The sequence below is a fragment of the Streptomyces sp. NPDC000410 genome, from assembly GCF_040300305.1.
In the GTDB taxonomy this organism is placed as follows: domain Bacteria; phylum Actinomycetota; class Actinomycetes; order Streptomycetales; family Streptomycetaceae; genus Streptomyces.
The window spans coordinates 14886-37821 of the sequence record NZ_JBEPDM010000030.1; the positions used below are offsets into that span (position 1 = coordinate 14886).

At 70.4% G+C, this 22936-nt stretch carries 15 protein-coding genes; 5 read left to right on the forward strand and 10 right to left on the reverse strand.

Translation table 11 applies throughout. The annotated features are described in order from the left end of the window. Positions 1-176: 176 nt before the first annotated feature. The 8 genes from ABT342_RS25470 to ABT342_RS25505 all read right to left on the reverse strand — a co-directional run bounded on the left by ABT342_RS25470 (position 177) and on the right by ABT342_RS25505 (position 6577). Positions 177-1517 (reverse strand): sulfate adenylyltransferase subunit 1, encoded by a 1341-nt coding sequence (locus tag ABT342_RS25470; RefSeq protein WP_351578220.1) that lies wholly within the window; start codon positions 1515-1517, stop codon positions 177-179. Between the two features lie 2 nt (positions 1518-1519). Beyond that, the gene (cysD, locus tag ABT342_RS25475; protein ID WP_351578223.1) at positions 1520-2455 is read right to left on the reverse strand and encodes a sulfate adenylyltransferase subunit CysD; all 936 of its coding nucleotides are present in this window, start codon (positions 2453-2455) and stop codon (positions 1520-1522) included. After that, positions 2452-3018 carry an adenylyl-sulfate kinase gene (gene cysC / locus ABT342_RS25480; RefSeq protein ID WP_351578226.1) on the reverse strand — a complete coding sequence of 189 codons (567 nt, stop codon included), beginning with the start codon at positions 3016-3018 and terminating at the stop codon, positions 2452-2454. Before cysC ends, cysD begins: the two co-directional genes overlap by 4 nt. Further along, the gene (locus ABT342_RS25485) at positions 3018-3728 is read right to left on the reverse strand and encodes a phosphoadenylyl-sulfate reductase (protein ID WP_351578228.1); all 711 of its coding nucleotides are present in this window, start codon (positions 3726-3728) and stop codon (positions 3018-3020) included. The genes cysC and ABT342_RS25485 overlap by 1 nt, the downstream gene beginning before the upstream one ends. Continuing rightward, positions 3725-3907, reverse strand: a complete 183-nt coding sequence (locus ABT342_RS25490; RefSeq protein ID WP_351578231.1) for a hypothetical protein — start codon at positions 3905-3907, stop codon at positions 3725-3727. Before ABT342_RS25490 ends, ABT342_RS25485 begins: the two co-directional genes overlap by 4 nt. Continuing rightward, positions 3904-5601, reverse strand: a complete 1698-nt coding sequence (locus ABT342_RS25495; protein ID WP_351578234.1) for a nitrite/sulfite reductase — start codon at positions 5599-5601, stop codon at positions 3904-3906. The genes ABT342_RS25490 and ABT342_RS25495 overlap by 4 nt, the downstream gene beginning before the upstream one ends. A 123-nt stretch (positions 5602-5724) precedes the next feature. Further along, complete coding sequence (locus tag ABT342_RS25500; RefSeq protein WP_351578386.1) at positions 5725-5811, reverse strand: putative leader peptide; 87 nt, start codon at positions 5809-5811, stop codon at positions 5725-5727. A 199-nt stretch (positions 5812-6010) separates the two neighbouring features. Further along, positions 6011-6577, reverse strand: a complete 567-nt coding sequence (locus ABT342_RS25505; RefSeq protein ID WP_351578237.1) for a GNAT family N-acetyltransferase — start codon at positions 6575-6577, stop codon at positions 6011-6013. Between the two features lie 345 nt (positions 6578-6922). Here ABT342_RS25505 and ABT342_RS25510 point away from each other — a divergent pair, with 345 nt between their 5' ends. The 3 genes from ABT342_RS25510 to ABT342_RS25520 all read left to right on the forward strand — a co-directional run bounded on the left by ABT342_RS25510 (position 6923) and on the right by ABT342_RS25520 (position 16231). Further along, entirely contained in the window at positions 6923-14485 is a 7563-nt protein-coding gene (locus tag ABT342_RS25510; RefSeq protein WP_351578240.1) for an RHS repeat-associated core domain-containing protein, read from the forward strand. 209 nt (positions 14486-14694) lie between these two features. After that, positions 14695-14961 (forward strand): hypothetical protein, encoded by a 267-nt coding sequence (locus tag ABT342_RS25515; protein WP_351578243.1) that lies wholly within the window; start codon positions 14695-14697, stop codon positions 14959-14961. A gap of 361 nt (positions 14962-15322) precedes the next feature. Continuing rightward, the gene (locus ABT342_RS25520) at positions 15323-16231 is read left to right on the forward strand and encodes a Dyp-type peroxidase (RefSeq protein WP_351578246.1); all 909 of its coding nucleotides are present in this window, start codon (positions 15323-15325) and stop codon (positions 16229-16231) included. 104 nt (positions 16232-16335) lie between these two features. Here the strand turns inward: ABT342_RS25520 and ABT342_RS25525 are convergent, their stop codons facing one another. Further along, positions 16336-17232, reverse strand: a complete 897-nt coding sequence (locus ABT342_RS25525; RefSeq protein WP_351578249.1) for a DMT family transporter — start codon at positions 17230-17232, stop codon at positions 16336-16338. A gap of 621 nt (positions 17233-17853) precedes the next feature. Between ABT342_RS25525 and ABT342_RS25530 the strand changes: the two genes are divergently transcribed. After that, positions 17854-19296: an MFS transporter gene (locus tag ABT342_RS25530; RefSeq protein ID WP_351578252.1), complete on the forward strand. Its 1443-nt coding sequence runs from the start codon at positions 17854-17856 to the stop codon at positions 19294-19296. Then, the gene (locus ABT342_RS25535; protein ID WP_351578255.1) at positions 19293-21662 is read left to right on the forward strand and encodes an FUSC family protein; all 2370 of its coding nucleotides are present in this window, start codon (positions 19293-19295) and stop codon (positions 21660-21662) included. The genes ABT342_RS25530 and ABT342_RS25535 overlap by 4 nt, the downstream gene beginning before the upstream one ends. Here the strand turns inward: ABT342_RS25535 and ABT342_RS25540 are convergent. Continuing rightward, the gene (locus tag ABT342_RS25540; protein ID WP_351578258.1) at positions 21556-22839 is read right to left on the reverse strand and encodes a GAF domain-containing protein; all 1284 of its coding nucleotides are present in this window, start codon (positions 22837-22839) and stop codon (positions 21556-21558) included. The two genes, ABT342_RS25535 and ABT342_RS25540, sit on opposite strands and share 107 nt — an antisense overlap. Positions 22840-22936 lie beyond the last annotated feature (97 nt).

Here is a 22936-nt window from a genome sequence, read left to right on the forward strand (position 1 = left end):
CGGCCGGGAAGTCGGCGTGTTTTCGGCGGTACAGGTACTGCTCGTGGGGGGTGCGGGCGCGCAGGCAGTGCGCGTACGTCATCGCGCACATCGCGCCACCCCGCCCGTGCCCGAGCCGAGCACGCCGCTGCCCACGCGGCCGCCCTCCTTGGCGAAGGTCGCGAAGACGTCCGTCATCAGAAGTCCCACCCCTCGTCGTCCTGTTCGGCCGCGGAGGCCTTGGCACCGGCGAAGGACTCGCCCGCCATGCCGGCCGCCAGGGTCGTACCGTCTGCCGGGTCGATCAGCAGGAACGATCCGGTACGCCGGGAGTCCGCGTACGCGTCGAGCGCGAGCGGTTCGGCGGTGCGGACCAGGACCTTGCCGATGTCGTTGGCCACCAGCTGCCCGGGAGCCGGGTGCTGGGAGAGGTCGTCGAGCGTCAGCTTCGACGGGATCTCCTTCACGATGGCCTTGACCGTGCGGGTGGTGTGCTTGAGCAGCACCCGCTGGCCCACCGCGAGCGGCTGGTCGGCGACATGGCAGACCGTCGCCTCGATGTCCTGGGTCGCCGACGGGACATCGCTGCTCGGCACGATGAGATCACCGCGCGAGATGTCGATGTCGTCCTCCAGCAGCAGCGTCACCGACTGCGGCGTCCAGGCCACGTCCACCGGCTCGCCGAGCAGATCGATCCCGGCGACCTTCGACGTACGGCCCGAGGGCAGTACGGTCACGCTCTCGCCGACCCGGAACGTACCGGCCGCGATCTGGCCCGCGTAGCCGCGGTAGTCGGGGTGCTCGGCGGTCTGCGGGCGGATCACGTACTGCACCGGGAAGCGCGCGTGGCAACCGGTCAGATCGTGGCTGACCGGGACGGTCTCCAGGTGCTCCAGCACGGTCGGGCCGCCGTACCAGTCCATGTTGGCGGACGGCTCCACGACGTTGTCACCGGCCAGCGCCGAGATCGGGATGGCCGTGATCTCGGGGACGCCGAGTTCGCTCGCGTACGCCGTGAACTCCTCGGCGATCGCGGCGAAGACGGACTCCTCGTAGGCGACCAGGTCCATCTTGTTGACGGCGAGGACGACGTGCGGGACGCGCAGCAGCGCGGCGATCGCGGCGTGCCGGCGGGTCTGCTCGACGACACCGTTGCGGGCGTCGACGAGGATCACGGTGAGCTCGGCGGTGGAGGCGCCGGTGACCATGTTCCGGGTGTACTGCACGTGCCCGGGGGTGTCGGCCAGGATGAACCGGCGCTGCGGCGTGGCGAAGTAGCGGTAGGCCACGTCGATGGTGATGCCCTGCTCGCGCTCGGCACGCAGGCCGTCGGTGAGCAGCGCGAGGTCGGGGGCCTCCTGGCCGCGGGAGCGGGAGGCGTGCTCGACGGCCTCCAGCTGGTCGGCGAGCACCGACTTGGAGTCGTGCAGGAGGCGGCCCACCAGGGTGGACTTGCCGTCGTCGACGGACCCGGCGGTGGCGAAGCGCAGCAGGGTGGTGGCCGAAAGTCCGGCCAGGTGCTCGTTCGTGGTGGTCATGACTAGAAGTACCCCTCGCGCTTACGGTCTTCCATCGCGGCCTCGGACAGCTTGTCGTCGGCGCGGGTCGCGCCCCGCTCGGTGAGCCGGGAGGCGGCGATCTCGGCGATCACGGCGTCCAGCGTGGTGGCGTCGGAGTCGACGGCACCGGTGCAGGACATGTCGCCGACGGTGCGGTAGCGGATCAGCCGCGTCTGAGTCGTCTCGGTGTCCTTCGGACCGCCCCATTCACCGGCGGTCAGCCACATGCCGGCGCGCTGGAACACGGGGCGCTCGTGGGCGAAGTAGATCTCCGGCAGCTCGATCTTCTCGCGCTGGATGTACTGCCAGACGTCCAGCTCGGTCCAGTTGGACAGCGGGAAGACGCGCACGTGCTCGCCCGGTGCGTGGCGGCCGTTGTAGAGCTGCCACAGCTCGGGGCGCTGGCGGCGCGGGTCCCACTGCGAGAACTCGTCACGCAGCGAGAACACCCGCTCCTTGGCGCGGGCCTTCTCCTCGTCACGGCGTCCGCCGCCGAAGACGGCGTCGAACCGGTGCTGCTGGATGGCCTCGGTCAGCGGCACGGTCTGCAGCGGGTTGCGCGTGCCGTCGGGACGCTCGCGGAGCTTCCCGGCATCGATGTACTCCTGCACGGAGGCCACGTGCAGCCGTAGCCCGTGCTCGGCGACGACGCGGTCGCGGTACTCGATGACCTCCGGGAAGTTGTGCCCGGTGTCGACGTGCAGCAGCGAGAAGGGGATCGCGGCCGGGGCGAACGCCTTCAGCGCGAGGTGCAGCATGACGATGGAGTCCTTGCCGCCGGAGAACAGGATCACCGGCCGCTCGAACTCGCCCGCCACCTCGCGGAAGATGTGCACCGCCTCGGACTCCAGCGCGTCCAGGTGCGACAGGGCGTACGGATGGTCAACGTCCTCGTGGACGGTGGTCGCCGTCGTCATGCCAGCTTCCTCTCGATGAGCAGCGCGTGCAGCGCCGCCGCGGACTCCTGAACGGTCTGGGTGTGCGACTCGATGCGCAGATCCGGGTTCTCGGGGGCCTCGTAGGGGTCGTCGACCCCGGTCAGCCCACTGATCTCGCCCGCCGCCTGCTTGGCGTACAGGCCCTTCACATCACGCTCGGAGCAGACCTCGACCGGAGTCGCGACATGCACCTCGAGGTACGACGTGCCCTGGGCGCCGTGGCGCCCCCGGACGGCCTCGCGGCTGTCGGCGTACGGAGCGATCACCGGGACCAGGACCTTCACGCCGTTCGACGCGAGCAGCTCGGCGACGAAGCCGATCCGCTGCACGTTGGTGTGCCGGTCCTCGCGGCTGAAGCCGAGGCCCGCCGAGAGGAACTCGCGGATCTCGTCGCCGTCGAGCACCTCGACCCGGTGGCCCTCGCCGCGCAGGCGGCCGGCCAGTTCGTAGGCGATGGTGGTCTTGCCGGCGCTCGGGAGCCCCGTGAGCCAGATGGTGGCCCCAGTCACGTCCTTCTCCAAAGAGTTCTGATCGGTCGTCATCAGCCGTGCAGTCCGCACTCGGTCTTCGCCCGGCCGGCCCATCGGCCTGCCCTGGCGTCCTCGCCCTCGAGCACCCTACGGGTGCAGGGGGCGCAGCCGACAGATGCGTATCCGTCCATCAGCAGGGGGTTGGTGAGGACGCCGTGCTCGAGGACATAGGCGTCCACGTCGTCCTGCGTCCAGCGTGCGATCGGCGAGACCTTGACCTTCTGCCGCTTCTCGTCCCAGCCGACGACCGGGGTGTTCGCACGGGTCGGGGACTCGTCACGGCGCAGTCCGGTCGCCCACGCGTCGTACGCGGTCAGGCCCTCTTCCAGCGGCTTGACCTTGCGCAGCGCGCAGCACAGGTCGGGGTCGCGGTCGTGCAGCTTCGGGCCGTACTCGGCGTCCTGCTCGGCCACGGTCTGACGCGGGGTGAGCGTGATGAGGTTGACGTCCATCACGGCCTCGACCGCGTCCCGGGTCCCGATGGTCTCCGGGAAGTGGTAGCCGGTGTCGAGGAAGACGACGTCCACGCCGGGAAAGACGCGGGAGGCGAGGTGGGCGACGACCGCGTCCTCCATGGAGGAGGTGACGCAGAAGCGCGGGCCGAAGGTCTCGGCCGCCCACTTCAGGACGTCCAGGGCGGAGGCCTCCTCGAGGTCCCGCCCGGCCTGCTCGGCGAGCGCCTTGAGCTCGTCCTTGGTCCGCTCGGTCTGAACCGCCGTCATATCTCGTTCCCTCCACCGTTGTTGGTGCGCTGAACTCCACGGGCGAGCAGCCCGAGGAACTTCAGCTGGAAGGCTCGGTTGCACGCCGCGCATTCCCAGGCGCCGTGGCCCTGCTCGTTGGGCCGCAGGTCCTCGTCGCCGCAGTACGGGCAGTAGAAAGGTGCCGCTCGCTCGCTCATGACAGGGACTCCTCAGAAGCGCGGGCGACCCAGGTGGCGAAGCGCTCGCCGTCCTCGCGCTCCTCCTGGAAGCGCCTGACGACACGCTCGACGTAGTCAGGCAGCTCGGCCGAGGTGACCTTCAGACCGCGCACCTTGCGGCCGAAGCCGGCCTCCAGGCCGAGCGCGCCGCCCAGGTGGACCTGGAAGCCCTCGACCTGGTTGCCGTCGTCGTCCAGGACCAGCTGGCCCTTGAGACCGATGTCCGCGACCTGGATACGGGCGCAGGCGTTCGGGCAGCCGTTGATGTTGATCGTGATCGGCTGGTCGAACTCGGGCAGACGGCGCTCGAGTTCGTCGATCAGCGAGGCGCCGCGGGCCTTGGTCTCGACGATGGCCAGCTTGCAGAACTCGATGCCGGTGCAGGCCATCGTGCCACGCCGGAACGGGGACGGCTTGACCCGCAGGTCCAGCGCCTCAAGACCGGCGACCAGCGACTCGACCTGGGACTCCTCGACATCGAGGACGATCATCTTCTGCTCGGCGGTGGTACGCAGCCGGCCCGAGCCGTGCGCCTCGGCGACCTCGGCGATCTTGGTGAGCGTCGATCCGTCGACCCGGCCGACGCGCGGCGCGAAACCGACGTAGAAACGACCGTCCTTCTGCCGGTGCACACCGACGTGGTCACGCCACTGCTGCACCGGCTGCGAGGGCGCGGGGCCGTCGGCCAGCTTGCGCTTCAGGTACTCGTCCTCGAGGACCTGGCGGAACTTCTCCGGGCCCCAGTCGGCGACGAGGAACTTCAGCCGGGCGCGGGTGCGCAGACGGCGGTAGCCGTAGTCGCGGAAGATCGAGATGACGCCCTCGTAGACGTCCGGCACCTCGTCCAGCGACACCCAGGTACCCAGGCGGACACCGATCTTGGGGTTGGTGGAGAGGCCGCCGCCGACCCAGACGTCGAAGCCGGGGCCGTGCTCGGGGTGGTCGACGCCGACGAAGGCGATGTCGTTGATCTCGTGCGCGACATCGAGGAGCGGGGAGCCGGAGATCGCCGACTTGAACTTGCGGGGCAGGTTGGAGAAGTCCTTGTTGCCCACGATGCGGCGGTAGATCTCGTCGATGGCGGGCGTGCCGTCGATGATCTCGTCCTCCGCGATGCCGGCGACGGGGGAGCCGAGGATGACACGCGGGGTGTCACCGCACGCCTCGGTCGTCGACAGGCCGACGGCCTCCAGCCGGTTCCAGATCTCGGGCATGTCCTCGATCCGGATCCAGTGGTACTGGACGTTCTGCCGGTCCGTGATGTCGGCGGTGCCGCGCGCGAACTCCTGCGAGATCTCGCCGATGACACGCAGCTGCTCGGTGGTCAGCCGGCCGCCGTCGATACGGACGCGCAGCATGAAGAACTCGTCGTCCAGCTCCTCCGGCTCCAGGATCGCGGTCTTGCCGCCGTCGATCCCGGGCTTGCGCTGGGTGTACAGGCCCCACCAGCGCATACGTCCGCGAAGGTCGGCTCCGTCGATGGAGTCGAAACCACGCTTGGAGTAGATGGTCTCAATGCGTGTCCGCACATTGAGACCGTCGTCGTCCTTCTTGGTCTGCTCATTGGCGTTGAGCGGAGTGAGGTGGCCCATCGCCCACTGGCCCTCGCCGCGGTGGCGTCCGGCCTTGCGGCGGGGCGTGGCGGAGGCGGGCTTTTCGGGGGTGGAGGCCATGACGATACGTCCTTCGGGACTGCAGGAGGGCGGCTCTGACCTGCGCACTCGCGCACGGCTGTGGGTGCGGCGCGGCTGTGCGCAGAAGACGGGGGAATCTCGTGGATCGTGGCGGTGCTGGTTCTAACAGCCCGTCCGACAGATGGCGCTGGACATGCGGCCGAGGTCGACGTGCCGCCGACTCACCAAGGCAATTCCAGCTCGAGACATGACGGAAGCGTGGCACGGGAGTTTGGACCCAGTCCACCGCTATCCATATTGTGGACAAGAGTGTCCCGCATCGCGAGACGGTGTGTCCTTGATCACTCGGTGATCGCTCCGCGCCCGTCCGCTGTGGCCACCTCGGGCCGACGCGTCGGGTGGACGCGCCGGGTCAGGCGTGGGGTCGGGAGCCGGATCAGGAGTCGGGTCAGGCGCCGGGCCACGGGCCGGGAGTGTCCGACTCGGGCTCTTCCTCGATCTTGGTGTCGAAGAGCGTGAAGCCGCGGCGCAGGTAGTTGTCCATCGCGTGCGGCCCGTCCTTGGAGCAGGTGTGGAGCCAGACCCGCTTCGTGGGCGTGCGCCCCGGCCAGCGCTCGGCCAGGTCCCAGGCGCGGGCGGTGCCGTAGGAGAGGAGGTGGCCGCCGATGCGGCGGCCCCGGAAGGCCGGGATCAGTCCGAAGTAGACGATCTCGACGACGCCGTCGTCCTGGGGGTCGAGCTCCACGTATCCGGCGGGGGTGCCCCTCTCGTAGGCGACCCAGGTCTCCACGCCGGGCCTGCCGAGGGACTCCTGCCACTGCGCGTGGGTGAGCGAGAGCCGGTCCGTCCAGTGGATGTCCCCGCCGACCGCCGTATAGAGGAAGCGGCTGAACTCGGCGGAGGGCACCTCCGCCCGTACGATCCGCAGGTCCGCGTCCGCGGCCGGCTCGGCGGCCGGGCGCAGGTCGTCGGGCGAGGTCTGCTCCAGGGACCACGTGGTCACGGTGATGCTCATGACGGCCAGGGAACCACGTCCCCGGCCGCAGCCCCAAACATCCGCTCCGTCGCTACTCCGCGTCGCAGCCGCTCACCCGATTCGGCCATTCGCGGCTCCGGCCGTTCCGGTCGCCTCGCGCCCGCGACGAGGCGACTGAGCTGAGGTGAATGGAGTCCGGCGCGGGGCGGACCTCGCGGCTGATGTGATCGTTCCGCTGGCCGGAACCGGGGCAGCGCACGTCGCGCACGCGTTCGAATCCTGGCTGAGTTCAACAGAATGTGGATAGCTTGTGACGGCCCGCATGGGGAGTGTGGGCCTTATGGGCGTCCTGTGGCGCTCTGTCGCTGCTCTGGGGAGGACGCGGTGCGCGTGCACGGCGAACGGTTCGGGGTACGTCTGTCCACGCGGTGGCGGCCGCTGACGGTCGGAGCGCTGGTGCTGGCCCTCGCGGCGGGCACGCTCTCGGCGCAGGCCGCGCCCGCGCCGTCCGGTCCGTCGCGGTCACCCGCCGCGGTGGCGGCGAGGAGCACCACGCCCTCGCCGCCGGCCTCTGCGCCGACCTCTGCACCGCCGTCGAAGGCCGGTCCCGCACGATTACGGCCCACGGCCGCTGACGCTGCGCCGACGACGAGCAATGCTGTGTACGCGTACGACGCGGCCGGCCGCCTTGTCGGTGTGACGGACCTGGCTGGTGAGACGGCCCGGTACCGGTACGACGCGGCCGGGAACCGTCTCGGCATCGACCGGTTCGCTTCCGCCACGTTGTCGGTGCTCTCGCTGGTGCCGGTGCGCGCGGCGGCCGGAGCGACGGTGACCCTGTCCGGTACGGGCTTCTCGGCGACTGCGGCGTCCAACGCGGTGTCGTTCGGTGGCGCGGCGGCCGAGGTGGTCTCGGCGACGCCGACGCGCCTGGTGGTGACGGTCCCGGCCGGGGCGGTGGGCGGCAAGGTCACAGTGACGGTCGGCGGGGTGACCGCGGCTTCTGCCGAGGTGTTCACGTCGGCCTCGGGTGGGCCCCGGGTGACCGCGGTGACTCCGGGGGCGGGCCTGCCGGGCACCCTGGTGACCTTGACGGGTTCAGGTTTCGCACCGGTGATCACGGACAACGTGGTGCGGTTCAACGGCCAGCTGGCCAGGGCGGTTTCGCTGACGCAGACGGCCTTGACCGTGGAGGTGCCGCCGGGAGTGAGCTCGGGCGCGGTCGAGGTGGCGACGCCGGACGGGGTCGCCACGGCGCCCGGGGACTTCACGGTGCCGTCGGAGGGTGTCGTCTTCGACTCGTCGGAGCGGACATCGGTGTCGGCGCAGCAGGGTGCGGTTGTCTCGGTGACCACGGCGGGGCATCAGGCGAGGGTGTTGTTCGACGCGGAGGTCGGGGACGACATCGGCTTCGGGTTCACCGAGAACACGTTCACCGGCAACGTGACGGTTCGGCTGATCTCCCCTCTGGGGCGGCAGCTCGGCGACGACACCTTCGGCGCGGGTGAGCAGAACTGGGAGGCTGCGAATCTGCCGGTGGCGGGGACCTACTCGCTGGTGCTGGCACCCGCGGCGGTAGGAGCGGTGCGGGTGACGGTATCCCGGGCCGTAACCGGGAAGCTCGACTTCCTCGGGGACTCGTTGGATGTGCCGCTGTCCCGGCCGGGGCAGGACGCGAGGTTCACCTTCGCCGGGCTGGAGGGTGAGTCGGCGAGCCTGGGTGTGGCCACACCGACGCTGACCAAGGCGACGACCGGAGTGCTGTACGGGCCGGATGGTCTGGAGGTCGCTCAGACCAGCTTCCCGGCCGGGGGCGGCGCTTCACTGAATGTCGACGAGCTGCCGGAGTCGGGCCTCTACACCTTCGTACTCGATCCGCACTTCGCCGGGACGGGAACTCTGCGGGTGCAGGCGTCGCACTACCGACGAGCCGGTCAGCTGGATGCGACAGGACCGGCGAACAGGCTGGAGCTGGCACGGCTCGGGCAGCGCGGCGTGGTGACGTTCGACGCCGAACCGGGCAAGCCCTTCGCACTGGGCCTGACGGACAACAGCTTGACCAAGACGCTGTACACCAGCGTGTTCGCGCCGTCGGGTGCCACGTTGGTCAACCGGGCCTCGTTATCGGCCGGTGGTGCGGATTCGCTCACGCTGCCGGAGGCGGCTGAAGCGGGAACGTACCTGGTGGTCATCGATCCGGACGACGCCGGTACCGGAGGGGTGACGCTCACACTGTCGGAGACAGTGAGGCTGAACGTGCCGGTGGACGGCCAGGCGGGGACCCTGTCGCTGTCGCGGGCCGGGCAGCAGGGGCTGGTGGACTTCACCGCCCCGGAGGGGAGCCTGTTGGGGCTCGGTGTCACCGGCAACACCTTCGGCGACTACCTGGACGTGAAGCTGCTGGACGCGGCCGGGGCGCAGGTCGAAGCGTTTTCCGTGAGGGGCGGCAGCACCTCGGTCAAATACCTGGACAAGCTCAATGCCGGTGCCCGCTACACGCTGCACCTGGAACCCGAGAAGGCGCTGACGGGATCCGCGTCGCTGTGGCTCTCCGCACCGGTCGAGGCGGGCCGGCTGGACGACAAGGCGCTGACCGGGCAGATCACCAGACCCGGGCAGCAACTGCGGTACACGGTCCAGGCGGCCGCCGGGGACGGTCACGCGGTGGCCTTCCAGAGCAACACGTTCACCAAGACCTCGAACGTCGACCTGGTGCACCCGGACGGGGTGAGGCAGAGCGGCTACGTCGCCTTCGCGCCAGGGGTTACGGGAGAGGCGGATCTGCGGGCGCCGCTGGCGGCTGGGACCTATCAGCTGCTGGTGCGCCCCACCGATGTGACCACCGGCGCCATGACCGCCCAGCGCCTGGCCGATGTGGACGGCGGGCACCTGACCATCGGAAGTCCGCCGCGCCCGGCGGCGATCGCCGCCGCAGGGCAGAACGCCCACTACACCTTTACCGGCTCGGCCGGACAGAAGCTGGTGGTCGGACACAGCGGCTCGCCGTCCGCGTGGTCGATGTCGGTGTCCGGGCCGGACGGAAAGTGGCTGGTGAACAACAAGTCCATCGGCGCCACGGCCACCTCGACCGCACTCGCCGCGCTGCCCGCGACCGGCACCTACACCATCACGGTGGACCCCAGCAGCATGAAGACGGGGACTTGGAATCTCGGTCTGACCGCCGCGCCGGCGGTTGCCGCCAAGGCGCCCACGTCGGCAGAACCTGATCGGGCGAACGCGACGGACACCCCTGGTGCGGTGCCGACTGGCGCGGACACCTGGCAGCCGGGCAGTGCCCAGTTGGCCGGCCGGGACTGGGTGACGGCCCGAGGCAAGGCGCCGGCGGCACCGCCACGGCTGCGGGCGCCGCCGGGAGCCACGGCGCTCACCGGTCACCTGCTCAGGATGGACGGCACACCGCTGGCGAAGGCCACCGTGTCGGTGGGGACGAAGACCACCCGTACCGACGGCCGCGGCCGATTCCTGCTGACCGGCATCGACCCGGCCGCGACGACCGTGATCGTCGACGGCACGAGCGCGAACACCGAACTCCGCACCTACGGGCGCTTCGACATCCGCATCCACCCCAAGGCCGGCCAGAGCGTGGACCTGGGCTTCCCGGTGTGGATGACTCCGCTGGACACGAAGCACACGGTCCGCTTCGTCGCACCGGCCACGGCCGAAGTCGTGCTGAAGACCCCGAAGATCCCCGGGCTCGAGGTCCGTATACCCAAGGGTTCGGTGGTCCGCGACGAGAAGGGCCGCACGGTCACCGAGCTCGGGATCACCGCGATCCCGATCGACCGGCCGCCGTTCCCGCTCCCGAAGAACAGCGTCATCCCGGTGTACTTCACCGTGCAGCCCGGCGGCACCTACGTCTTCCCCGAGGGCGCGCGGATCATCTACCCGAACTACACCCGCGAAGCCCCGGGCTCACGGGTCGAGTTCATGGACTACGACCCGAAGAAGAAGGGCTGGTACGTATACGGCCACGGCCAGGTGTCCGCGGACGGCCGCCAGGTCGTGCCGGACGCGAAGACCCGGGTTTGGGCCTTCCACGGCGCGATGTTCAACACCGGGGACCTGGTGCCCTGGGACCTGTCCTGGTTCAGCGACGCACTGGACTGGATGTCCGGTGACCCCGTGCACCTGGGCACCGGCATGCTGACCGAGACCAGGACCGACCTGGCCGTGGACGATCCGCTGGCCGCCGCCGAGGTCACCCGGACCTACTGGCAGGGCGACACCCGCTCACGCGCCTTCGGCATCGGCAGGGACCTGTCCTACAACGCCTTCCTGCACTCGGACAACCAGTACACCGAAGTGGACCTGTACCTCCCCGGGGGCCAGAAGGTCCACTACGTACGCACCTCACCCGGAACAGGCTTCCTCGACGCCGTCTTCCAACCGTCCGGCACACCGACGGCCTTCCACGGATCGAAGATCGTCCAAGGCAAGGAGAACCCCACCTGGGAGGTCCGGCTCAGGGACGGCACGACGATGGTCTTCCGCTGGTACGGGGCACTGCGGGAGATCCGCGACCGGCACGGCAACCGTGTCCAGATCACCCGGGGCCCGGACGACAAGGGAGACGTCCAGCGGATCACCACCCCGGGCGGACGCTGGATCTCCCTGGAGTACGACGACAAGGACCGGGTCAAGACAGCCACCGACAACACCGGCCGCACCACTGCCTACACCTACGACACCGCAGGCCGCCTGGAGACGGTGACCGACCCAGCGGGGAAGGTCAGCCGCTACACATACGACGGCACGTCGAACCGGATCGCCACCGCGACCGACGCCCGCGGCATCACCTACATGACCAACACGTTCCACACGGACGGCCGGGTCAAGGAACAGACCCTCACCGAGGGCCAGAAGTACAGCTTCGAATACACCCAGAACGGGACCGGGATGGTCACCTCCGCCACGGTGACCCAACCGGGCGGATCCGTACGCCGAGTGGAATACGACCCGGAAGGCTACGGCGTCAAGGACACCGAGGCATACGGCACCAGCCTCGCCCGCACGACGACGTACGAGCGCGGGGGGACGAACCACCGCATCGACGCCGTCATCGACCCGTACGGCCGTCGCACCAAGCTCACGTACGACACCAACGGCTACATCACCTCCACGACCGAACTCGCTGGCACAGCCCAGGCCCGCACCTCCGGCACCGCGCTCTTCGACGGCCCGTACGACCAGCCGACACGCATCACCGACCCCCTCGGCAACGCCACCACCCTCACGTATGACGCCGACGGCGACCTGGACACGGTCACCGACCCCGAAGGCCGGGTCACCAAGCTGGACTTCATGCCCGACGGGCAGCTCAAGTCGGTCACCGACGCCGCCGGAGCGATGACCGAGTACACGTACCGCTACGGCGAGCCGGTATCGGTCAAGGACGCAGAGGGCCGCACCAGCAGCCGGTTCCTCGACGCCGCCGGCCGGCCGACCGTCCTGACCGACGAGGCGGGCTCAGCCACCACCATCGTCTACGACAAGCTCAACCAGACCCGCAGCGTCACCGACCCGCTCGGCCACAGGACCGGCTTCGGCTACGACGACAACGGCAACCTCACCACCCTCACCGACGCCCGCAACAACGCCACCATGTGGGAGTACGACCAGGCCGACCGGCCCAAGGCCGCCACCGACCCACTCGGCGCCAAAGCCCTGTTCGCGTACCACCCGGCCGGCCAGATCGCCAAGGTCACCAACCGCCAGGGCCAGATCGCCACCGCCGACTACGACGTCCTGGGGCGCGCCAGGACCGTGAAGTACGGCGTCGACGTCGCAGGCCAGGCCGAATCCACGGCCACCTACGCCTACGACACCGTCGACCTTCCCAAGACCATCACCGACACCGCGGCCGGCAACCAGTCCTTCACCTACGACGCCTACGACAGGATCAAGACGGTCACCGGCCCGACCGGCACGGTCGGCTACGACCACGACGCCGCCGACCGCCGCAAGGAAATGACCGCAGCCGGCACCACCACGACCTACGGCTACGACAAATCCGACCTCCTCACGAGGATCACCACCGGCGCCCAGAACATCACCTTCGGGCTCGATGCGGTCGGCCGGGAGAAGACCGCGACGCTGCCCGGCGGCATCACACGCACCACCGGCTACGACAAGACCGGCATCATCCAGGACATCGCCTACACCCGGGACACATCGACGATCGGCGACCTCACCTACACCCGCGACGCCCGCGGCCTTCAGACCGGCCTCACCGGAAGCCTCGCAAGCATCGCCATCCCGGCCGCCGAATCCGGCTCCGTCTTCGGCAAGGACAACCGGCTCACCACCTTCAACGGCCGCAACTTCACCTACGACAACGAAGGCCAACTCACCGGCGACGGCCGACGCACCTACACCTGGAACGCCCGCGGCCAGCTCACCGGCCTGACCAAGACCGGCGAACCCTCGAGCTCGTTCGGCTACGACCCACTCGGCACCCGCACCAGCAAGACCCTCGCCGGAACAACCAGCAAGTACCTCACCGACGCCTCCAACCCCCTGGTCGAACAGAACGGTTCGGGGGAGACCGCGGCCACCGTGACCGCCTCGGGTCTCGACGAGTACCTCACCCGCACCGAGAACGGCCAGACACAGGTCTACCTCACCGACGCCCTCGGCACCGTCGTCGGCCTCGCCAACACCGACGGCACCATCGCCACCCGCTACACCTACGACCCCTACGGCCAGCCCACCACCACCGGCGCCGCCTCCACCAACCCGTACACCTTCACAGGGCGCGAGAGCGACGGCACCGGCCTGCTCTACTACCGCAACCGCTACTACGACCCCGAAACCGGCCGCTTCATCTCACAGGACCCCATCGGACACGCCGGCGGCACCAACCTCTACCAGTACGCACTCAGCTCACCCACCACCTACACCGACCCCACCGGCAACAACCCCCTCCTCATCGGCTGCGCCGTCGGCGCCCTCGTCGATGGCGCCATGGACTGGGGAATCCAGCGCCTCTCCGGCCGAAAAGTCAACTGGGGCCAGGTCGGCCGAGCCGCCGCCATGGGCTGCGCATTCGGGATGCTCGGCGCCTGGGGCGGCCTCAAATGGGCGAATCGCGGCTGCAGGAACAGCTTCACCGCCGACACCCCGGTCCTCATGGCCGACGGCACCCGCAAACCCATCAAGGACATCAAGATCGGCGACAAGGTCCTCGCCACCGACCCGGAAACGGGCGAAACCGGCCCACGCAAGGTCACCGCATTGATCCAGGGCAGCGGTGAGAAGCAACTCGTCGACATCACCATCGACACCGGCGGCTCGACCGGTGCCAGGACGGGTCACGTCACTGCGACGGCAGGCCACCCCTTCTGGGTGCCCGAACTGCGTGAGTGGCTTGATGCCGGCGACCTTGAACCTGGCCAATGGCTCCGGAACAGCAGTGGAACCTGGATCCAGATCAGTGCGGTGCGCGGTCGAACCGACACTGCGACGGCGTACAACCTCACCGTCGATAACCTGCACACGTACTATGTGCTGGCAGGTGCGACCCCGGTCCTGGTTCATAATGCATCGAATCGCGTCTGCGATCTTCGAGTCTTCACCGACCTCCAGAGGATGGCGCCGGGGAAGAATGAGGGGGCTACGAGCGCATTATGGACTCCATCGGGTGGTGTGTACTTCGATAGCAGTCGGCTGAGAGCTGCGTCGGACATCAGGAGCCTCCCGCTTTCTCTTCGCCGGGTTGTAGAGCAGACGGGCCATCATGGCGGGTGCGCCGAAATTGGATGCATAGCTCAGGCGATGGAGGCCGGGGATATGGTCCGTGGCAGTCAAAGCCTCGCAATGACACATAAGCCGTTCGGTAATCTCCGCAACAGGACACTCCTGCCTGCCTGTGGTTCATGTCGGGCTTTGATGTCGAGACTTGGGGTAACTGACATGTTTGGAGGGTGAGGATGGGGCGTCTCCTTAAGCGGCTTCCTCGGATCAGCTGGGGACAGTTGCGTGATTCGTCGGGTTCTGCTCAGGAAATTCCGCGACTCCTTGCCGTCGCAGCCTGGGGTGACGAGGTGGATGCGAGGGCGGCAATTGATGAACTAGGCGACCGAGTGTGTGCTCTCGGCTTCGTAGTGTCGGAGGCGACTCCGCACGTGGTCCCGTTCTTGCTGGAGCTGGTGAAAGATGAAGCCGTTCAAGGGCGCGAAGATGTCTTGGTGCTAATTTCTAAGATCCACTCGGCCAGGCAGTGGGAATCTGCTGCTTTGGCGGCATCGCCGGAAAATGCGGAAAAGTATCGGGAGAAAATCCACTGGGAGGCCTCGAGCAGGAATGCCGTTTCCGCTGGCCGTGAGGTGTTTCGCGAATTGACGAGAGACTCGGATTCTAGAATTTCTGAACTCGCGCTAGAGCTTCTTTCGCTCATCGAATAGTGGGCCAAGGGTCGTTGGGTGGGAATCTGGGAGGCCGGGTCAGTGGCGGGTTATTGGTCGCTAAATTTCGTCTTCGCCGACCGGGAGGATAGGTCAGTAGCGGTCCTGCTGTTCGAGGTAGCCCTTCTCGCAGGGGATTGAGTGGCGGGGCCTCAATCAGCTGACTGCCTAAACGCTTGAACTGTTCTGGGGGTGTGGCTTGATGCGACGGAGAACGCTGCTGCTGAGCACTTCGGCCGGGATTGCTGCGAGCGGTGGGCTCTACGCCCTGGGCCAGCGTTCCGAGCAGCAGGCGACAGGGGGTCGAAGCGGCGCGCTCCCGGATCAGCTGCGTGGTACGCGGCCCTTCAGCCATATGACCATGGTGGCCGTCGACCGGACCTCAAGCCGCGCCGACCCGGCGAGTTCTCTGCATACGTTGGCCGGTGGCCTTCGCGCGGCCCGGAGCGCCGGCGCGTCCGCAGCACCGGCGGTAGGCGCCGCGTTGTTCGTTCGGCCCGAGCTGCGGCCGCGTGGACTCGTCACCATGCCCCGCTTTCCGGGCGATCTGCTGGATCCGGCCCGATCGCACGGTGAGGTGCTGCTGCACATCGCGGCCGATCGGCAGGCCACCGTGAAGACGGCGGTTGACCGGCTGCTGGCGAGCGCGCCCGAATGGCGGGTGCGGTGGCGCGCCGACGGATTTCGCAGCGATAACCGGGAGGAGGGCGGCCGAGGGCTGGCTCGCAACCCGTTCCATTTCACGGAGGGGTTCGGGAACCCCGGCACGGAGAGAGAGACCGCGGACCGTGTGCTCGTACGGGCGGATCAGATTGAACCGGCGTGGGCTGTCGGCGGGAGTTACCAGGTCGTGCGGATCATCCGGCTGGCGACCGAGCTGTGGGACACGGATCCGGTCGAGGAGCAGGAGCGGATCATCGGGCGGCGCAGGGAGGGTGGTTGGCTGGACGGCACACCCGACGGGGAGCAGCCGAACCTCGCCGCTGACCCTGACGGCAACCTGACCCCGCTCGACTCCCATGTACGACTCGCCGCCCCAGACCGGCGCAATCCGCCGCCGATCGTGCGGCGCAGCTACAGCTACGACCGCGGCAACGGAGACACCGGGCTGATCTTCTCCTGCTTCCAGCGCGATCTGGCCAAGGGCTTCGAGTCGGTGCAGAAGCGGCTCGAGGGGGAAACCATGGCCAAGTACCTGCTCACGGTCGGGGGCGGGTACTTCTTCGTGCCGCCACCCGGCGACGCGTGGATCGATGCGGCGTTCGCCTAACGAGTATGTCGTCGAGACGGGTAGCTCGGTGGGGTGGTCATGGCGAGTCGGTGCCACCTGAGTGACACCGAGCCTCGCCGCGCGAGCGCGGGCCGCTCCTGCCGTCAGGGGACGTTCTCGCTGCCCCGTGCCCCGTCGGCAGCGACCACGGATCGTGTGAGGGGGATACGGGAGAGCGCGAAGACCCCCGAGACGATCAGCGCCACGCCGAGCAGCTGCGGCACCAGCCACCAGCCGGTGCGGATGTGCTCCTCGTAGAGGACGAGCCCGAGCACCATGCTCAGTGAGGCGTCGCCCAGGGTGATCGCGGGCTGGGAGGCGACCAGCGGGCCCGCCTGCATCGCGTGCTCCAGGAGGAAGAGGGCGCTCCCGCCGGTCACGGCGAACGCGTACGTCTGCCAGGAGGTGAAGAAGGCGGCGACCCCGTAGTCGTCCAGGATGTGCACCGCAGCCTTCATGAGGGCCGCGGTCAGCGCGTAACAGATGGCGGTGGCCGTCCCCAGGCATGCCGCGCGGGTCCGGCCCACGGGGCGCTTGAGCGCGGTGCCCACGAGGACGGCGACCGCGCCCGCCCCCACCGCGAGGGTGGGGATCCAGCGGTCCAACGGCACGTGCGTGCGGTTGCCGGTGGGTGCCGCGGCGGCGAGAGCGACCCCGAGACCCACGACCACGCAGGCGACGCCCACCCAGCCGCGCCGCGGCATCCGCGTGTGCAGCAGGAACGAAGCGACGATCAGGGTGAGCGGGAGTTCGAGGACGAAGAGGGGCTGGACGACGGTGAGGGGCCCGGTGGCCACCGCCACCGCCTGACAGACGCCCGCGGTGATGACGGCGGCGATCCCGGCCAGCCACACCGGCCGCCGCAACAGATCGAGCATCAGCCCGGCCCGCAGCCCGCTCGAACTCGGCACCGCCAGCGCGGCGCTGCGCTGCAGCACGGTGCCGAAGGCGTTGCTCAGTGCCGAGGCGAGGGCGAAGGCGACGGGCAGGAGGTTGTGCACGGGGCGGGCTCCGGCGGGTCTCAGCGGATCTCAGCCGGTGTCGCGACCGGCGTGGGACGGGGGCACGCACGGGGTGGTGGGAGCCCCCTTCGGTCCCCGTACGGGCTGCGAGAGGCAGCGGTCCCGTCCGGGAATGGACAGCCGTCCCACGGTGTGGGACTCGACGATGCGCGTGGAGCACGCCTCGGCAGTCGGCGCGGCGGCGCGCTGGGAAGGCATACGACCATCGTTCCCCGGCCCGCCGTCCCCCGCGATCCGGCCCGGTCGTGGTGGGCGACGCGGTGGGCGCGGCGGCGCGGGCCGGGCTGCGAGGCGGGGACCGGCGGCCGACAATGGCGGAGAGGCGTGGGGACGCGTGTCAGGGGCCTTCGCCCCCGGTCCCCCGCCGGTGCGCTGCCCCGGACCGCGTACCCCGAACGTTCCTTCGGCGGGGCCGGAGGCAGGGCTCCGCTCCGGATCCTTTCGCCCCGGCGGGCCCAAGGGCCCGGTGGTTCCCCGGGGCATCCCCGGGTGACCCCGCGCCCGTCGGCCGTACCGGAGGCCGGGGATTCGGGATCCGGATCCGGGCGTGCGCAGTCCAGGCCCCGGGGCCAAACCTCCGCGGCGGAGAGGAGCGTGCACATGCGCGCGGAGTCGTCGTCGGGCACGCGGGCGGGGGCGTTCATCGCGGTCTCGCTCGCGCTGTTCTGCGTGCAGGTGGACTTCTTCGCCCTCAATCTGGCCATCCCGGGCATCGCGAAGGAGTTCGGTGTCACCGCCTCGGCCGCTCAGTGGACCCTCTCCGCGTACATGCTCGCCGTCGGCTGCTCCTTCATCGTCGGCGGCAGGCTGGGGGACATCTTCGGGCGGCGCAGGACGCTGCTCGTCGGGATCGCGCTGTTCGTGGCCGGTTCCGTGGGGTGTGCGCTCGCCCCCGGGCTCGGATCGCTGGTGGGGGCGCGGATCGTGCAGGGCGTCGGGGCGGGCTTCGTCTTCCCGGTGTCCGTCTCCGTCATCAGCAACGCCTTCCCCGACGCGACCCGCGGCCACGCGCTCGGGGCCGCCTTCGGAATCGCCAACATCGGAACGGCGCTGGGGCCGTTCGTGGGCGGAGGCTTCGCCGAAGGGCCCGGCTGGCGCTGGATCTTCTGGCTGCTCGCCCCGATCGGCACGCTGGCGCTGCTCATCGCCTTCGCGTACGTCCCCGACTCACGCGACACCTCGGCGCCCCGCCGGCTCGATCTCACCGGCTGCTTCGCCATCGTGTGTGCCCTGGCCGCGCTCACCCTCGCCGTGGAGCGCGGCAGCGCCTGGGGCTGGGACCACGCCCGCACACTCACCCTCCTCGCGGTGGCCGTGGCGGCGTTCGGGCTCTTCCTGCTGCGCGAGCGGACCGCCCGGCACCCGCTCGTGGACCTGCGCCTGTTCCGTAACGTCCCGTTCGACCTGGTGACCGGCATGGGCACCGTCGCGAACATGGGCTACGCCGTCACCGTCTTCGTCGCGACCCTCTATCTCCAGGACGTGCGCGGGCTGTCCCCGCTGACGGCCGGCGTCGTCTTCCTGGCTCCCGCCGTGCTCGTGGCCCTCAGCGGCCCCCTGGGCGCCCGGCTGGGCACGCACATGCGCCCCACCGCGGTGATGGCCCTGGCGGGTGCGATCGCCGGCACCGGGATGATCGGGCTCAGCCATGCCACGGCCTGGTGGCTGTACGTGCCCGTGTTCGCCTGGTGCGGGCTCGGCCTCGGCCTCGGCTGGACGTACTCGGGCGTCGCCACCCAGCAGGTCGTCGCACCGGCCAGGGCGGGCGAGGCCTCGGGCGTCGTCCTGACCTTCCTGGTCACCCTGGGCGCCATCGCACTCGCCGGGGCCGCCGCCGCGATCACCGCGATGACCCCGGAGCGTCCGCCGGAGGAGGCCTACGACGCGATCCTGCGGTTCGGCGGGGCGGTCATCCTGGCCGCGTCGCTCGTCTGCATGGCCGTACGCCGAGGGCTCGTCGCCCGCGGCAAGCTTCCTCCCCTGTCCATGAAGGCGAAGGCGAAGGTACGGGCGGACATGAGCGGCGGTGGGGTGCGGCCGTGACGGGCACCGACGGCAAGCCGAGCCGTACCGCGATCGTGCACCGGGCGATCAGGATCACCGCGGCGGCGTGCACGGGCTTCTACCTCTGCGAGTACGGGCTCGACCGGACCGTCATGGCCGTCTACGCGCTGTTCGCCCCGATCACGCTCGGGCTGCTCGCCCATATCCCCGGATCCGGGCGGCAGCGCGCCGCCGTCATGCTCCGGGTGCTGCCCATCGGGCTGCTGCTCGTCACCCTCGGGACGGCGCTCGCCGTGCACACCTGGGCGGCGGTGCTCGGGATGCTGGTCGTGGGCTTCGTCCTCGCCTTCGCGGCGGTCGCGGGCCCCCGACCGGCCGGAACGGCCCCGGGCCTCCAGCTCTTCTACATCCTGGCCTGCTTCCCGCCCTACGCCCCGGACACCATCGTCGACCGCCTCGCCGGGCTCACGCTCGGCATCCTGCTGATCGCCGCCGCCGAGGCGTTCCTGCTGCCCGACCCGGTCGTCCCCAGCTACCGGGAGCGCCTGGCGGACGCCGTCGCCCTCGCTGCCCGCGCCGCGGCGGGCGACAGCGCACCGCCGGGCGACCTCCGGGCCGCAGGCCGCCGGATGCGCCTTTCCGAGGTCCCGCCCGCCGAACGCCCCGCCGGCCCCTCCCGCACGGACCGCGCCATGGCCCAGGCCGGCGCCGCCGTCCGTAGACTGCTCGACCAACTCGCGCACCTGGCCGAGGCGGGAAAACCCCCGCCCAGGGATCCCGCCACGGGCGGCATCCCGGCCGCCACCGGCCAAGCCGGTATTCCGGCGGCCGACCCCACAGGCCCCGCCGACCCCACAGGCCCCGCCGACCCCGCCGGCCAGACCGGCCCGGCCGACGGGCCGGACACCAGCCCCGGTTCCGAACGGCCGGGGCCGGAAGCGGGTCCCGGCACCGCCCCCCACCCCGCACACGGTCTGGACGTGTTGTCCCGTCGGCTCCTCCACACCGTCGCGTCGCGCTGCGACGTGACCGCGCGGGCGCTGCGCGCCGGGCGGGCGCCCGCGTCCTCTCGGGACCTGGACCGGGCGATCCGGGAGTTCCAGACGTACCGGGGACGGCAGGAGGCCGGGCCGCCGGACGCCGTGCCGCCCGTGGCCGTGCTGCGTGGGCAGGCCGCGGTGCTGGCCATCGCCGAGTCGGCGCACGTCGTGGTGGTCGCCTCACGCATCGGACTGGAAGGGCGGCGCAGACCGCCGATCGAGCCGCGCGAGCTGTTCTGGTACTCCGGGCTGAGCACGGCCGGCCTGTGGCGGGCCCGTTTCGCGGGCCATATGACACTGCGCTCGGTCCAGTTCCAGAACGCCGTCCGCACCGCGCTGGGCCTGGGCGCCGCCCGGCTGGTGGCCGGTTCGCTGGATCTGCCGCACGGCTTCTGGGTGCTGCTGGCCGTACTGACCCTGGGGCGTACGACCGCGGGGGAGACCTGGTCGGCCATGCGCTCCGCCCTGATCGGGACGCTCGCGGGCGCGACGGCCGCGGGCGCGCTGCTGATCGCGGTCGGGCAGCACACCGACGCGTACGCGGCCGTGCTCGCCCCCGGCATGCTGGCGGCGTTCGCGCTCGGGCCGATGCTCGGGCTCGCCTGGGGGCAGGCGCTGTTCACCCTGGTGGTGGCCGTCGCGTTCGCCCAGATCGCACCGTCCACCTGGCATCTCGCCGAGCAGCGGTTCGTGGCGGTGCTGACGGGCAGCGTGACCGGGCTGCTGTGCGGACTGATCGCCTGGCCCACCGGAGCCCGCCAGGAGGTGGGCCGGGCCATGGCCGACCTGCTGCGCTCCTGCGGACCGCTGATCACCGCGACGGCCGGGGGACTGCTGTCCCCTGGCGCCGCCCCGCCGGACACCCGCCCCGCCCTGCACAAGCTGCGCCTCGCCGAGGCCGCCTACCTGCAGTACCGCGCGGAACCGGGTGCGCACGCGCCCTCCCGGGCGGACTGGCACGCCGTACTCATCACCACGACCCACATCCTGGTCGACGCCCCGTTGCTTCCTCGCGTCGAGGCGCCCACCGCCGCCGTCCCGTCCGAGGCCGCCGCGTGGGCCCGTACGACGGCCGACAGCCTCGCCGGGGCCATGGCACGGCTCGCGGACCTCTGCGTCGACGCGGAGGCGGCCCCCGCCGACGCACCCCTGCCCGCGCACTCCCCGGACATCCACCCCCCGCTGCCCCTGCTGATCGACCTCGAACACTGGCTGACCGGCATCGCGCGGGAGCTCCGGCACATCGAGACCTCCCTGCTCACTCCTCCGTCCGACGTTCGTCCAGCACCGCGGGCGCCGACGAGTGCGGCAGCAGATCCCCCCGACACGGCGGCCGGAGGACCTCCACCTCGACCTCCTCGCTGAACCGGTACGGCCGGTGCGCCAGCACTCCCGCCAGATAGCGGCGCACCCGTGACATCTCGGCACGCACCGTCACCGTACGGGTCGGATCGCCGAACACGTCGGCCGCCAGCTCCGCCGCCGTACGGCCCTTCGGGTGCTTCGACAGGACGTACAGCAGCTCGGCGTGGCGCGGGCTCAGCTCCCGCGTCCAGCCGCCCGCCGGGCCGAAGACCGCGACCGACCAGCTGCGCGCCCGGGTCAGGTCCAGGACGACCCGGCTCGCCGCCCCCGTCTGCCCCGACTCGTCGGGCCGCACGAGCCAGCCGCCCGGCAGCGGCTCGATGGTGCACATGCCCAGCGACGGCATCCAGACCCGGCCCGCCCGCAGCGACTTGGGCAGCGGCAGCCGGTCCACCGGCGCCATGCCCGTGACCGCCGCCGTCCAGCCGTGCACGTCCACGGCCACCGCCCGGCCGCCCACCCGGCACAGGATCGGCGCCGCCACCGAACGCAGCCGCTCGACGGTCCGCACGTGCCGGTCCCGCAGCTCCGCCTCGGCCAGCCGCGCCACCGAGTCGACCAGCGCCAGCGTCGCCGGATGGAAGCTGGACGCCGGCCCGCTGACGTCGACGATGCCGAGCAACTGCCCGTCGCGCGGATCGTGCACGGGCGCCGCCGCACACGTCCAGTTGCGCAGGGTCTGTACGAAGTGCTCGGCGGAGTGGACCTGCACCGGCCGGCGCGCGGCGAGGGCGGTACCGATGGCGTTGGTGCCGGTGGTGTCCTCGCTCCAGGCCGCGCCCTCCTCCAGACAGATCGTGTTGGCCTGCCGGATCACCCCCGCGTGGCCCTCCCGCCACAGCACCCGGCCCTGAGCGTCCGTCACCACCATGATCTGCAGCGACGCGTCCGCGATCTCGGTCAGCCCGCCGCTCAGCGTCCGCATCACCTCGCCGAGCACGGTCGCCCGCCGCCGGTGCTCCAGTTCCTCGCGCTGGAGCAGCACGCTGCTGGTGTCCCGGTCGGGGTCGACCCCCAGCCGGAACATCCGCTGCCAGGACGCGTCGATGACCGGCCGCGGAGCGATCGGCGGCCGTTCGCCGGCGAGTGTCGCCGCGCGGACCTGATGAAGCAGGCGGGTCGCATGGGCGGCGTCCATCGTGGCGAGCCGAGTCATGTCGAGAGCGGTGTTCCTCATCGCGTACCCCCCGCCGCCGACGCGGCGCCGAAACTCTGAGTCGTGAGTCATGAATCGTGGATCGGTGGAACGGTGGTCCCATCGTGCCGCCCGCGCA